Genomic DNA, 13,154 nt, shown 5'->3' with positions numbered 1-13,154 from the left:
CACATTTAACAGCCTCCGAGATCGTCGGCGAACCGCACGCCCGACGACCGGTACGAGGCGGCCCGATCGGCGGCCGCCTGCGGCGTCAGGACCTCGTTCTTCGCGTAGTAGACCCAATCCACCTGCTCGAGGTAGGTGCTCGTGCCACCGTTGTGCCGCGTGAGGTCGATGAACCACTGGTTGAAATTCAGGGACATGTTCTGCCGCGGGTACACGTCGAACGGCCCGCCGCGGTCGTGGTCGGCCACCAGGACGCCGTCGATGTGGTACCGCACGTGGCCATCGGACACGGTCGCGGCGACGGAATGCCAGCCGTCGATGCTGCGGCGCTGGCTGTCGCTCTTGTTCTCGGCGTACCACGGGTCCGGCGTGTAGGTGTGCCAGCTGGTCTGGAAGTTGACCGGACCCGTCTCACCCCATCCGCCGTTGGGCAAGTACTCCGAGAAATCCAGCTCGCTGTAGATCGGGTCGTTGTCGTAGCGGAGCGGGCTGATCGTGAAGAACGTCTGGTTGATCCGGTCGCCGTCGGGGCCGGACACCGGCGCGTCGGAGAAGCGGATCCGCGCCGCGTAGGTCCCTTCGAAGAACCGGCGGTCCGGCTGCATGATCTCGGTCTGCGTCGTGCCCGCGGGCGTGCCGTCGGTGGCGGAGGCGAGTTGCAGCACCTTGTCGCCGCCGGACGTCGGGAACGTGATGCCCTCCGGAGCCCAGCGCGCGCCGCCGACGCCAGGGCCGCCGGCGCCGGAACGCACCTGCCAGCCGTGCTGGGACAAGAGTCCGTCGGTGTGCGAGGTGTAGTGGAAATCGTCGAACAGCTGCCCGCAGGCGGGCGCTCCGGTCGCGGTACCCGGCGCGAGTCCCAGTGCGGCGACCGACAACGCGGCGACGGCGGCGGAACGGAACTTCCCTCGGTTCGGCATCCTTGTCCCCTTTACCACTGGTCAGTTTCCACCACCGTCGCCCGATGAAGTGGTAAAGTCAATAGGTCTAGACAACTTGTCCACCAGCCAATTCGAGATGACCACTGGGTAGGCTGTGGTCATGCGGCGAACAGAGGTCAAGGATCGGCTCCGCCTGCTCATCGAGCGGCGGCAGCCGGGCGAGGTCCTGCCTTCGGAACGCGCGCTGAGCACCGAAATCGGCGTCTCGCGCCCCACCCTGCGGGCCGCGATCGACGAATTGGAACGCGACGGTCTCGTGGTCCGCGAACACGGCCGCGGCACGTTCACCGCACCGCGCAAGATCTCCCAGGATCTCGTGCCCGCCACCGGCGGCGAGCAGTTCGCCCCGCCCGCCGAGGGCCACTGGACCAGCCGGGTGATCGACTTCTCCACCATCCCGGCGGGCGCCCGGCTCGGCAAACGACTCGAGGTCTCCCCAGCCCGGCAGCTGGTGGCCGTCACCCGCGTCCGCGTCGTCGAAGAGGCGCCGATGGCGATCGAACGGATCCTGGTCCCGCGGGATCTCGTGCCGGACATCACGGCCGCGGGCTTCGAGTCCGGCTCGTTCTACGAACTGCTCCGCACGCGGTACGAGGTCGTCCCCGCGACGGCCGTGCAGATCATCGAGCCGACCGTCACCGACGCCGACGAATCCGGCCTGCTCGGCGTCCCGCAGCACTCCCCGGCGCTGCTGTTCGAGCGCACCACCCGCGACGAGAGCGGCCGCGTGATCGAGTACACCCGCTCGATCTACCGCGGCGACCGCTACCGGATCACCTCGCATCTGACGTTCGACCACACCTCCGGCTGACTCCGGCGCGCCGGGGCCGTCCGGCCGCGAGTCCGTGCGAGACTCCCGGGCGATGTACACCCCGTCCGATCTCGCCGACCTGCTCGAATGCGAGCACCGCAGCCTCCTGAACCAGGCACTGGCCGCCGGCCTCCCGGGAGCGCCGCGACCGGGCTCCGGGCCGGATCAGCTGGCGGTCACGCACGGGCGCGCGCACGAGGCCGCGACGCTGGACAAGCTGCGCGGCGAGCGCAGCGCCGTCGTCGAGATCGACGAACGAGACCCTGTCGTCGCCGCGAAAGCCACCGAAGAGGCACTTCGGGCGGGCGCGCCGGTGATCTACCAGGCGGTCTTCCACGACGGCGAGTTCTCCGGCCGCGCCGACTTCCTGATGAGGGACGACGAAGGCCGCTACGAGGTCTACGACACGAAGCTGGCCAGGCACGCGAAGCCCGCTGCTGTGGTCCAGCTGACCGCGTACGCCGACGCCCTTCGCCGCGCAGGCTGGCCCGCAGGTCCGCGAATGCACCTGCTGCTCGGTGATCACAGCACCCGCTCGTTCCGCGTCGACGACTTTCTCCCGCTGGTGGACCGGCTCCGAGCCCGGTTACGGAACCGGCCGCCGACCCTGCCGGTCCCGTTGTGGGCCGACGAACGGCCCGCCTGCGGTGGCTGCTCCTACGCCGCCCATTGCGCGAGCGCCCGCGAAGCCGATCGAGACCTTTCGCTGGTCGCGGGGATGCGCGGTGACCAGCGGCGGAAGCTCGTCGCCGCGGGTCTCGGCACCATCGACGCACTCGCGACCGCCACGCCGGAGGATCGGCCGCGCGACATCTCGACGACGTCGTTCACCACGCTGCGCGCCCAGGCCGCGATCCAGGTCCGGCAGGACGCCACCGGGCAGATCGCCTACGAGATCATCGATCCGGACGCGCTGGCCACCCTGCCGCCGCCCGCGCCCGGTGACGTCTTCTTCGACATGGAAGGCGATCCCTACGCCCTGGCCGGCGAAGGGCTCGAGTACCTCTTCGGCGCGGTGACCGCGGACGACGACACGAAGTTCACGCCGTTCTGGGCGCACAACCGGGCGCAGGAGAAGCGGGCCTTCGAGGAGTTCGTCGACTTCGCCACGGCGCGGCTCGCGGAACATCCCGGTTCGCACGTCTACCACTACGCGCCGTACGAGGTCACCGCGATCAAACGGCTCGCCGCCGTGCACGGGACCCGCGAGGACGCCGTCGACCACCTGTTGCGCAGCGGCGGACTGGTGGACCTGTATTCCGTGGTGCGCAAGGCACTCCGGGTCTCGCAGCGGTCGTACTCCATCAAGTACCTCGAACCGCTCTACATGCCCGAAGCCCGCGACGGCGACGTCAAGACGGCGGTCTCGAGTATCGAGGCCTACGAGGAGTACCTGACGCTCACCGCCTCCGGCGAGACCGGACACGCGGACGAAGTGCTGCGCGGGATCAGCGACTACAACGAATACGACTGCGTTTCCACGCTGCGGTTGTTCGAGTTCCTCCACAAGGTCCGCGTGCAGGAAGGGATCGAGCTCGCCGAGCCGCCGGAAGTGTCCGATGTGGACGCTCTACTCCGGCAGACCGAGGAGGACGTCGCGGCCCAGAAACGCGCGGAACGCGCCGCGCAGCTGGCCGCGCTGGTCGATCCGCTGCTGGAGGGCCTGCCCGACGACCCGGCCGAGTTCACCGGCGAGGACCGCGCCCGCGCACTACTGGCCGCGTCCGTCGGCTACCACCGCCGCGAGACGAACCCCGCGTGGTGGGAGTACTTCCGCCAGCTGGCCGCCCCGCTCGGCGATCTGGAGACCGACAACGCGTGCACCGTCCCGGTTTCGCTGGAGGCCGGGGAATGGGTGCCGCCTTCGGGCCGGGTCCGCAAGGCGAAACGCTCGCTCATGCTCCGTTGCGACCCGGACCGGCCGCATCCCTTCGCCCCCGGCGACGACGTCCGCCTGCGGTACGGGGCGGTCGCGCGGGACGCCAAGGTCGTCTCGGCAACGGCCGTCGAACTGACCCTCGAGGAAAGCTGCCCGCCCGACGAGACCACCGCGGACCGGCCGGTGGCGGTGCTGCCGGGGAGCCCGGTCCGGCCTTCCCCCAAGGACGACGCGGTCGCGGACCTCGCCCGGCTCGTCGTCGGCACGCTGCCGGTGCTGCCCGCTCATCCCGGCGTCGATCTGCTCCGGCGCACGTCACCGCGGTTGCGTGACGACCGGCCCCTGCCCGAGCCCGGGGCGGATCTGGTGAACACGGTGATCGAGGCCGTAGAGGCGCTCGACGGCTCCGCGCTCGCCGTCCAGGGCCCGCCCGGCGCGGGCAAGACGTACCTCGCGGGCAGGCTGATCGCGAAACTGGTGCGCGCGGGCAAGACGATCGCGGTCACCTCGACCAGTCACAAGGCCGTGGAGAACGTGCTGTCCGCCGCGATGAAGAACGCGCCGGATCTGCCGTGCGCCAAACGCGCCAAGCGGACCCCGGATCCGGCCGCGCCCTGGGAGCAGCCGAAGACCAATCCCGCGCTGGTGAAGTGGCGCGAGGAGCACGACACCGGCCATCTGGTCGGCGGGACCGCGTGGACGTTCGCGAACGCCGCGATCCGGGAAGAGCCCTTCGACCTGCTGATCATCGATGAGGCGGGCCAGTTCGCCCTCGCCGACGCGCTCGCGGTGTCGATGTGCGCCAAGAACCTCCTGCTGCTGGGCGATCCGCAGCAGCTGCCGCAGGTCGTGCAGGGCACGCATCCGGCGGGTGCCGAGGCGTCCGCGCTCGGGCATCTGATCGGTGAGGCCGACATCATCCCGGCCGAACTCGGCTACTTCCTCGACGAGACCCGCCGGATGCATCCGGCGGTCTGCTCTCCGGTGTCTCAGCTGTCCTACGCGGGACGCCTGCACTCGCATCCTTCGGCGGCCGAGCGGGCGATCGAAGGGGTTGAGGCGGGCCTGTACCTCGCCGAGGTCGATCACCACGGGAACACGACACGGTCGGTCGAGGAGGCCGAGGCCGTCACCGCCCTCGTGTCCGAACTCCACGGCCGCGCCTGGACCGACCACGGTGATCCCCGGCCGCTCGGCGACGAGGACATCCTGGTCGTGGCGCCGTACAACCTGCAGGCCCGCGTCGTGGCGCGTGCGCTGGACCAGGCCGGGTATCCGGGCGTCCGGGTGGGCACGGTCGACCGGTTCCAGGGGCAGGAGGCACCGGTGGTGATCACCACCATGACCTCGTCTTCGGCCATCGATCTGCCCCGTGGCCTGGACTTCCTGCTCTCCCGCAACCGGCTGAACGTCGCGCTGTCCCGGGCGCAGGCGCTCGCGATCGTGGTCTGCTCGCCGCGGCTGGTCGAGGCCGACATCCGCACGGTCGACCAGATGCGGCTGGTTTCGGGCATGCTCGGGTTGATGACCGAAGCCGTGCCTTGGCACGCAGGACGGAGTGACCATGAGTGAGAACAGTCCGGAGAAGAAGCCGGAGATCCTCGACGCCGAGATCGTCGAGGAGACCCCTGTACCTCCCGTCGAGGTTCCGGACCCGGACTACAGCGAGTCCGGGGTGCCCTCGTTCGATCACGTGCGCGACCGCATCGAGCAGCGGTACACGACCTCGCTGGGCTCGACCGAACTCGCGGGCATCGGCGGCAAGGAAGACGTGGCCTCGCTGGACAAGAAGATCGCCGACCGCGACAAGGCGGCCAAGGACAAACTGGCCGAGATCCGCCGCGCGATGCGGGAGCAGTGAGTCAACCCCAGTGCGGTGAACCGGCCTTCACCGCGATGGCCCGCGCCTTCCGAAAGTGCTCGGCGGCCGCTTCTCGCAGGCCGAGGGCGGTGGCCAGCTCGCCGAGGTAGTGCGCGACCGGGCGGAGGGTGAGCATCCCGCTCCCGGCGCCCGCGATCTCGTCCTCTGCCGGGAGAAGCCCGGCGTACAGGCGTTCCATCGCCGTCCGGTCGCCGAGTTCGATCGCGACGACGGCGGCGAGACAGGTGCGCGCCTCGTACAGCAGGTCGCGGGGCGAGTCCGGGATCGGGAGCACCGGTCGGCACCAGCTTTCGTAAGCGCCGTAGCTTTCTTCGCGCGCTTCGGGCGGCATGCCTCGTTGGATCCGGTCGCAGAACAGGGCGAGCGCGAGGATCCCGTTGTCCACTCCGGACATCGCGGTTCCGGCGAGACCCGCCGCCGCGGCGCGGTAGGCGGCTTCCCCACCGGCGCCGGTCATCGCGGTCCGCATCGCGCGATACCACCGGGTGAACACGCCGACGAGCGGAAGGGCGTACTTCTCCCCCAGTTCGTCCGCCGAAGCGGCGTGCCGGTCCGCGGCCTCGAACTCCGCGAGCGCGCTCTTCGCCTGCACGAGCACGAGATGCCCGAGTACCTCGAACGTCACCAGCCCATGCCACCTGGAGAGGTCGACCAGTTCCGCGCCGATTCCGGCCCGCCGGGGTGCGAGCCCCGCGCGGTCGAAGGACTGCAGGAACCGGGCGTTGAGCGCGAAGGCCAGCAGCGCCGGGTCACCGATCCGGCGGGCGAGCGTCTCGGCTTCCCGGGCCGCGTCGCGGGCCCGCCGTCCGCCCGCGTTCCGCAGTTCGACGGCGAGCGTGGCCAGCAGACGGCACCGCTCGGCCTCCCGATCGGCCGGCAACGCGGCGAGGGTCCGCTCGACGGCGCCCGCGATCCGGGAAGCGAGTGCGGGATCGTCGCTCGCGGTCCAGCTGGCGGGGACGTCGAACGCGCCGATCACCCGCGCGGTCAGCAGCGGATCGTCCAGCTTTTCCGCCAGTTCCAGCGCTTCGGCCCGATGCCGTCGCGACTGGCCGAGGCCGCCCGCGACGGCCGAAGCACGTGCCTTGCCCATGATCAGCTCCAGCCGCTTCTCCGCGTCGGAGCCGCCGGACCGATCGAACGCGGTGAGCGCGGCGTCCCAAAGTCTCGCCGCTTCCGCCTGCGCGAAACGGCTTTCGGCCCGTTCGGCGGCGGCCCGCGCGTAGTGTGCGGCGCGGTCCGCGTGCTCCTCGGACAGCACGAAATGGTGCGCCAAGGCATCGACGTCGTCAGGACGCAGACCTTCCAGCGCCTCGGCGATCTCGCCGTGCTCGCGGGCACGGCGCGAACGAGAGAGATCGCGGTAGAGCGTGTCCCGCACGAGCGCGTGCGCGAACCGGAATCGACGCGGCGCCGGCTCGGTCAGGAATCCTTGCCGGACAGCGCTTTCGACCGCGTCGAGCGCGGTTTCCCCGGCCAGTGCCTCGAGTACGTCCAAGTCGACGTCCGTGCCGATCACCGCGGCCCGGCGCACCACGCCCCTCACCGCGTCCGGTAGCGCTTCCAGCCGGTGCCGGACGACGTCGCGGACTCCCGGCGGCACCGCGTCCAGCGCGGCCGGGCCCTCGGCGGCCAGCAAACGGGCGAGTTCACGGACGAAGAAGGCGTTCCCGCCGCTACGCCGGTGGATCACCGCGGCGGTCCGCGAGTCGACTTCTTCTCCGGTCGTGACCCGGACCAGGCCGGCGACTTCGGTCTCGGGCAGGCCGCCAAGGTAGACGCGCACCGGCTCGTGGCGTGCGGCCCGGCCGAGGAAATCCGTCAGCCGCGCGGGCGGGTCGGTGCCTCGATGGGTCGCGACGACCAGCACCGGCTCGGCGAGCACCGCGGTCAGCAACGCGAGCGTCTCCTCGCCCGCCCAGTGCAGGTCGTCGAGGACGAGTAGCAGCGGCTTGGCGCCGGCCAGATAGGCCGCGACCGCCCGATGCCATCGCCAGCGCGCGGCGACGGGATCTTCGGACACCGGTTCCGCCGTCGGCGCGGGGCCGTATCCGGCGTCGGCGAGTGTCGCCAGGATCCGGGTCCACGCGTAGGCGGGCGGCACACCCTCGTCGTCCGGATCGCTCCCCCAGGCCGTGGCCCAGCCGCGTGCGGCGAGCCGGGCGGAGAACGCCTCGGCGAGCGCGGTCTTCCCCACCCCGGCGTCGCCCGACACGAGCACCAGCCGCGACCGGACCGCGGCTTCCTCTAGCCTGGTCAGCTCCGCGTCGCGGCCGACCAGCGGCCGTTCGGCGATCTTGGGCGGGGACGGCGTCAGCCGCGGCGCTTGCGCCAGGATGTCGGCTTCCAGTTCCCGCAGGCCGGCGCCGGGATCGATGCCGAGTTCGTCGGCGAGCAGCTTGCGCGCGGCGCGCAACACCGTGAGCGCGTCACCCTGCCGCCCGGCGCGGTAGAGCGCCAAGGCCAGCAGCCGGGAACCGTTCTCCCGCAACGGGTGTTCGCGCACCCGTGGTTCCAGCTCGGGGATCACCTCGGCGGCCCGGCCGAGCGCGAGAAGGGCTTCGGCACGCAATTCCCCGGCCAGCAGCCGGAGTTCGGTCAAGCGGGAGACCTCGCCACGCGCCCAGCCTTCGTGGGCGAACTCGGCATACGCCGTCCCGCGCCACAACGCGAGCGCGGTGTCCACTTGCGACAGTGCCGCGTCCGCCCGCCGTGCGTCGAGCAGTTCGCGGGCAGCGGCGACGGCGGCCTCGAAGTCCCAGGCGTCGACGGACTCCGCGCGCAGGGCGTAACCGCGGGCGACCGTGACGAGCAGCCGCGCGGGCTCCCGGGGCGCGCGGTCCGGCTCCAGCGCGCGGCGCAGGGCACCGACGAACGTCTGGACGGCGCCGACCGCGCCCTCGGGCGGGCGCTCCCACAGGTCGTCGACCAGGCGTTCCACTGGCACGACGCGGCCGCGGGCGATCAGCAGCCTGGCCAGCACCGCCCGGTGCCGCGGCCCCTTGAGCCCGACGGCACCCCGCGCGTCTTCGGCCACGAGCGGGCCGAGTACCCCGAACCGCATCGTCACCTCCCGCTTCACCGACGGTGATCATCGTGCCCCGGCCGCTCGGTCGTCGCTGACCGGGTGCTGATTCGCGCCGGGGACGCTGGCGGTCATCACGGAACGACCAGGAAGGTATCCATGCGCATCACCGGATTCGACTACCAGCGGGTGCCCGTGGCGGACGGCGTCGCACTCGACGTCGCCGTCGCCGGGACCGGCAGCCCGATCGTGCTCCTGCACGGCTTCCCCGAGACCCACCTCATGTGGCGGCACGTGGCGGCCGATCTGGCGGCGGACCACACCGTTCTCTGCCCTGACCTGCGAGGATACGGCGAAAGCGACAAACCCGAAGACACCGGCGAGACCTACTCGAAGCGCACGATGGCGGCCGACGTCATCGCCGTCGCGAAGGCGTTCGGCCATGACCGGTTCGCCCTCGCCGGGCACGACCGGGGCGCGCTGGTGGCCCTGCGGGCGGGGCTCGACCACCCCGGCAAGGTGAGCCACCTCGCGATCCTCGACGTGCTGCCCACGCTGGACATGTGGGACGTCCTGCACGGCACCGGCGCCGCGGTCGGCTTCCACCTCTATCTGATGGCGCAGCCGCCGGGGCTGCCCGAACAGCTGATCGGCGCCGCGCCCGACGCGTTCTTCGGTCACTTCCTCGACGCCTGGACACAGCGCGGCGACGCGATCCCTGCCGGCGTCCGGGCCGCGTACCTTGCGGCCTCGCGAAACGCGGTGACGTCGATCGTCGCCGACTACCGCGCGTCGGCGGGCGTCGACGTCGAGCACGACAAGGCCGATCGCGCGGCGGGCAACCGGCTCGCCATGCCGCTCACCGTGCTCCAACAGGACTGGGGTGCCGCGCTCGGCTACGACGCCGTCGCGCTCTGGCGGGCGTGGGCGACGGACCTCGACCACCGGACGGTCACCTCGGGCCACTTCATGGCCGAGGAATCGCCGTCGGAGGTGGTGAAAGCACTGCGAGACCTGCTCGCACGCTAGAGCGGGTCGTGAGTGGCGATTCGGGTTAGAACCCGAATCGCCACTCACGACCCCCGGAACCGACCACGCCACCTCTGCCTCACCACCGGAAACGCCGTGGCGCCGACGGGGTCACGCACCGTACCGTCACCGCATGCCCAGGCTCTTTCCGGTGGTGGAACCCTTGCCGCCCGGCTATTCGTCCTTCGCTCTGTGGCCGTTTCGCGGCCACGACGGCGAGTGGATCCCCCTTCACCGCGAAATGCCCTCCGAAGACGTCGGCGCGGTCGTGCTCTCCCTCCTCGGACACAGCACGAGCGGCGAGCTCGCCCAGCCCGACCTCGGGACCGCGTTCGACGAGCTGGTGCGGCTCGAGACCCCTTTCCTCGCCGGCGGTCTGCTGCTCGAAGCCGATGGCGTCTCCCTCACCCCAGCTTGCTGCTGCGACCTGACCGACTGGCCGGACTGGCACGGGCTGACGCAGGGGAACGGCCCCGACCTCGGTCACGGACCGGGGACGGTGTTCGAGTTCGACGGCGAGATCATCCGGTTCTGGCCGGACGTGGACGACGAGGACTGGGAGTCCCCCGAAGGACGGCGGCTGGAAATCCGGCGTCAGGACCTCCCCGGCCTCCTCCAAGGTGTGCTCCGTGACCTCGTCGGGTTTCTCGACGCGCTCCGGGCATGGATGCGGAACGTCGAGCCGACTTACGCGGATCACGTCGTCGCCGCTGTACGCGGCTACTTGCGCGTCGGAGACGGCCCATCGGCCTGAACCGAACGGCCCAACCCTCGCCGCCACCGGCGGGAATAGACAGCCGTTCAGGTTTGGCCATCACCCGGACGGGTATCGGTTGTCGGCACGCTCTACGAGGGGCCCGACATGACACCCACTGCCAAACGCGCGCACACCGTCGCCCGCGATCTTCTGTCTCTCACCAGATCGGGTGAAGCCGACCGGCTCGCCACCGCGCTGGTGTCCATCGCGTCGTCCACCCGGCGGAAACCGGCGCTCGGCGAAGTCGTCGGACGACTGGTCGACACGTTCTCCTTGGCCGCCAAGGATCGCCGTCGTTCACTGCGGATCGGTGAACCGTTCACCTTGCGCCTGCGGGATTCCGCGGGACGGACGGTGCGGCCCGACAAACTCGACCCCGCCGTGGCGGCGATCATCCGCGCCATCGCCGCCAGTGTCCGCGACGACCGGGACACCTGCGCCGACCAGATCGGCGAGGCCTGCGACAACGCCGATCTCGACCAGCGGATCCGGGTTCTCGCGCACTGCCTGGTCTGGACCTCGGATCTACTGAGCACCGATACCACGGCCTATCCCCCGGTGCTGTCCTGCTTCAAGGTATCGCCCCGACACTGTCCACAGTAGACATTGCGCGGTTCGGATGACTTCCGGCCCGTCGTGTGGACAACCCCCGCGCGGAACGGCAAGCTGGACCATCGCGCACGAAGTCCCAGTCCCCGATGACGGGCGCACCTTCGCGGCCACTTCCCCTGAACCAGGAGTGCAGACTTGGACGAGGTAGCGCCCTCGACGGTACCCGCGGACTCCCGCGCCGCCGCCACGGCAGGCCGATTGCCCAATCCGGACAGCAGATTGGTCCGGGCGGCCGTCGCCGGTGATCCGGACGCGGTCCGGGAACTGCTCCGTTTCCTTTCCCCGCACGTGTTCCGTTATTGCGCGGGCAAGGTCGGGAGCGCCGGAACGGGTGCCTCTGACGCACAGGACTGCGCGCAGGAGGTGTTGCAGGCGGTGCTGATCGCCTTGCCCCGCTACCGGTATCGCCCGGACCGGTTCCTCGCGTTCGTCCTCGGGATCGCCGGGCACAAGGTCGCCGACCTCCATCGGCGCCGGTCCCGCGAACCGGTCGCCTCGGTCTCGGAGATCGCCGACGGGCTGACGTTCTGGGCCCGCCGCGACCCGGACGAGATCGAACGGCTGGAGCATCGGTTGCAGGCCGGGACCCTGCTGGCGAGACTGCCGATGCCGCACCGGGAGGTGATCGCCCTCCGGTTCGTGTTCGGCCTTTCGGCCGAGGAGACGGCCGAACGGCTCGGCCTCCCGAGTGCCGGAGCGGTCCGCGCGGCCCAATTCCGGGCGCTCACTCGGTTGCGGGTGCTGCTCACCGAGCGGAACGCCCGTTACGCCGGCGATGTCCCGATCATCGGACAAATCCCCGCACCGGAGCTCGTCCCGGCATAGAACAGTCCACTTCGGACACTCGATTCCTTGTACGCCGCTTGTACGAGCGTCTTGCATCCTGTCCCCCTATCAGGGGAACCACTGGAGGACAGAGATGAAGATCCGATCGAGGATCGCCAGAGGTGCCGTCGGCACGATCGCACTGACCGGGGCGATCATGTTCGGCGGTGCGGGCGAGGCGCTGGCGGCGACGGGCACGGTGAACACCGACTCCGGGGTGGCGGTGACCGTGCGGTCGAGCCCGAGCACCGGCGCGAGTTCGGTCGGCACCGTCGCGAGCGGCACCGCCGTCACGATCGACTGCCAGATCAACGGCTCGACGGTGACCGGCAAGTACGGCACCACCGACATCTGGGACTACGTGCCGTCCAAGGGCGGCTACATCAGCGACGCCTACGTCTACACCGGCTCCGACGGCCGGGTCGCGCCGGACTGCGCCGGGAGCACCCTCTCCTGCTCCACCGCGGGCACCGGCAACCCGAGGACCTGCGCCGAAGCCGTCGCGTGGGCGAAGGCACACGTGCACACCAACAACGATCCCGACTACTACCGCTGGTGCGACCGGATCAACTCGTGGGCCTACGGCTGGACCGCGAGCGGCTCGGAAACGGCCTACGTGCACTGGACCCAGATCCCGGGTTCGTACAAGCACCCCGGTGACACCCAGGTCCCCGCGGGCGGGCTCGCCTTCTTCAGCAACGGCGGCACCGGGCACACGATGATCTCCATCGGCGGCGGCAAGTTCCTGTCGAACGACATCCACGGCCCCGGCAGCTTCACCGAGACCACGATCTCGGAGATCAAGAACGCGTGGAACTACACCTACCTCGGCTGGTCGCAGCCTTGGTTCAAGATCAACCACTGATCGCGCGAGTGGCCTCGAAACGCTGCCGGACGAAGGGGTCCTCGTCCGGCAGCGTTTCTTCCGCACGCCAGGAGAAACTCGCGGCGGTCAGCTCGGAGAAGATCCACCGGCGCCGGACGCCGTCGGTGTCGGCCTCGATCTCGAAGCCGTCATCCGTCCGCTTGCCGAGGAACGGGATCACCCAGCCGTTGCCGGGACCGAGCCAGGTCGACCGGAACGCGTCGATCTTCTCGTCGTAGAAGCGCAGGCTCATCCCCCACTCGCCGTCCACGCCGTCGACCCTGCTCGCCCGCGCCGGACTGATCCACACGTCGGCCAGCGCGCGGCCGTCGAGCGCCCAGCCGAAATGCCATTCGCCGTCGACGGTCCGCACACCGCCGTCCTCCGCGTAGTTGTGCACGACCAGGTCCCAGCTGCCGATCAGCGGCTCGAACACACCGAGCCGTCCGGCGAGTTCGGGGCGCGGTCCCGAGGCGGTGAAGACGGCGGCGATCCGTTCGGTGACGTCCATGCGGCCAGAATGACCAT

At 70.5% G+C, this 13,154-nt stretch carries 11 protein-coding genes; 8 read left to right on the top strand and 3 right to left on the bottom strand.

The window, feature by feature from the left end; genetic code table 11:
* Positions 1 to 5: 5 nt before the first annotated feature.
* The gene (locus tag DL991_RS22680) at positions 6 to 920 is read right to left on the bottom strand and encodes a glycoside hydrolase family 16 protein (RefSeq protein WP_125786355.1); all 915 of its coding nucleotides are present in this window, start codon (positions 918 to 920) and stop codon (positions 6 to 8) included.
* Positions 921 to 1,041: 121 nt separating this feature from the next.
* Here DL991_RS22680 and DL991_RS22675 point away from each other — a divergent pair, with 121 nt between their 5' ends.
* The 3 genes from DL991_RS22675 to DL991_RS22665 are packed head-to-tail and all read left to right on the top strand — an operon-like array spanning position 1,042 to position 5,492.
* Entirely contained in the window at positions 1,042 to 1,752 is a 711-nt protein-coding gene (locus DL991_RS22675) for a GntR family transcriptional regulator (RefSeq protein ID WP_125786354.1), read from the top strand.
* 52 nt (positions 1,753 to 1,804) lie between these two features.
* Positions 1,805 to 5,203, top strand: coding sequence for a TM0106 family RecB-like putative nuclease (locus DL991_RS22670; RefSeq protein WP_125786353.1), 3,399 nt, complete (start codon positions 1,805 to 1,807; stop codon positions 5,201 to 5,203).
* Positions 5,196 to 5,492 (top strand): hypothetical protein, encoded by a 297-nt coding sequence (locus tag DL991_RS22665; RefSeq protein WP_125786352.1) that lies wholly within the window; start codon positions 5,196 to 5,198, stop codon positions 5,490 to 5,492. Before DL991_RS22670 ends, DL991_RS22665 begins: the two co-directional genes overlap by 8 nt.
* Position 5,493: 1 nt before the next feature.
* Here DL991_RS22665 and DL991_RS22660 read toward each other — a convergent pair whose 3' ends face one another.
* A complete protein-coding gene (locus DL991_RS22660; RefSeq protein ID WP_199754033.1) occupies positions 5,494 to 8,577 on the bottom strand; it encodes an AfsR/SARP family transcriptional regulator in 3,084 nt (1,027 codons plus the stop codon).
* 120 nt (positions 8,578 to 8,697) lie between these two features.
* Here DL991_RS22660 and DL991_RS22655 point away from each other — a divergent pair, with 120 nt between their 5' ends.
* From DL991_RS22655 to DL991_RS22635, 5 genes are all read left to right on the top strand, one after another.
* Positions 8,698 to 9,567, top strand: a complete 870-nt coding sequence (locus tag DL991_RS22655; protein WP_125786350.1) for an alpha/beta fold hydrolase — start codon at positions 8,698 to 8,700, stop codon at positions 9,565 to 9,567.
* A 133-nt stretch (positions 9,568 to 9,700) separates the two neighbouring features.
* Positions 9,701 to 10,321, top strand: coding sequence for a hypothetical protein (locus DL991_RS22650; RefSeq protein WP_125786349.1), 621 nt, complete (start codon positions 9,701 to 9,703; stop codon positions 10,319 to 10,321).
* A gap of 108 nt (positions 10,322 to 10,429) precedes the next feature.
* Positions 10,430 to 10,927: a hypothetical protein gene (locus DL991_RS22645; RefSeq protein ID WP_125786348.1), complete on the top strand. Its 498-nt coding sequence runs from the start codon at positions 10,430 to 10,432 to the stop codon at positions 10,925 to 10,927.
* A 144-nt stretch (positions 10,928 to 11,071) separates the two neighbouring features.
* Positions 11,072 to 11,761 carry a sigma-70 family RNA polymerase sigma factor gene (locus DL991_RS22640; RefSeq protein ID WP_125786347.1) on the top strand — a complete coding sequence of 230 codons (690 nt, stop codon included), beginning with the start codon at positions 11,072 to 11,074 and terminating at the stop codon, positions 11,759 to 11,761.
* A 94-nt stretch (positions 11,762 to 11,855) separates the two neighbouring features.
* Positions 11,856 to 12,626, top strand: a complete 771-nt coding sequence (locus DL991_RS22635) for a hypothetical protein (protein WP_125786346.1) — start codon at positions 11,856 to 11,858, stop codon at positions 12,624 to 12,626.
* Here DL991_RS22635 and DL991_RS22630 read toward each other — a convergent pair.
* Positions 12,616 to 13,137, bottom strand: a complete 522-nt coding sequence (locus tag DL991_RS22630) for a hypothetical protein (protein ID WP_125786345.1) — start codon at positions 13,135 to 13,137, stop codon at positions 12,616 to 12,618. The genes DL991_RS22635 and DL991_RS22630 overlap by 11 nt on opposite strands.
* Positions 13,138 to 13,154: the final 17 nt, after the last annotated feature.

This window comes from Amycolatopsis sp. WAC 01375, from assembly GCF_003947325.1.
Taxonomy (GTDB): Bacteria; Actinomycetota; Actinomycetes; order Mycobacteriales; family Pseudonocardiaceae; genus Amycolatopsis.
The sequence above is the reverse complement of the archived record's forward strand: the minus strand, read 5'-3'. Positions and strand labels throughout refer to the sequence as shown.

Coding starts and splice junctions, on each gene's coding strand:
- DL991_RS22650 (WP_125786349.1), top strand. CDS start 9,701: ATGCCCAGGCTCTTTCCGGTGGTGGAACCCTTGCCGCCCGGCTATTCG.
- DL991_RS22670 (WP_125786353.1), top strand. CDS start 1,805: ATGTACACCCCGTCCGATCTCGCCGACCTGCTCGAATGCGAGCACCGC.
- DL991_RS22675 (WP_125786354.1), top strand. CDS start 1,042: ATGCGGCGAACAGAGGTCAAGGATCGGCTCCGCCTGCTCATCGAGCGG.
- DL991_RS22680 (WP_125786355.1), bottom strand. CDS start 920: ATGCCGAACCGAGGGAAGTTCCGTTCCGCCGCCGTCGCCGCGTTGTCG.
- DL991_RS22635 (WP_125786346.1), top strand. CDS start 11,856: ATGAAGATCCGATCGAGGATCGCCAGAGGTGCCGTCGGCACGATCGCA.
- DL991_RS22660 (WP_199754033.1), bottom strand. CDS start 8,577: ATGCGGTTCGGGGTACTCGGCCCGCTCGTGGCCGAAGACGCGCGGGGT.
- DL991_RS22655 (WP_125786350.1), top strand. CDS start 8,698: ATGCGCATCACCGGATTCGACTACCAGCGGGTGCCCGTGGCGGACGGC.
- DL991_RS22630 (WP_125786345.1), bottom strand. CDS start 13,137: ATGGACGTCACCGAACGGATCGCCGCCGTCTTCACCGCCTCGGGACCG.
- DL991_RS22665 (WP_125786352.1), top strand. CDS start 5,196: ATGAGTGAGAACAGTCCGGAGAAGAAGCCGGAGATCCTCGACGCCGAG.
- DL991_RS22645 (WP_125786348.1), top strand. CDS start 10,430: ATGACACCCACTGCCAAACGCGCGCACACCGTCGCCCGCGATCTTCTG.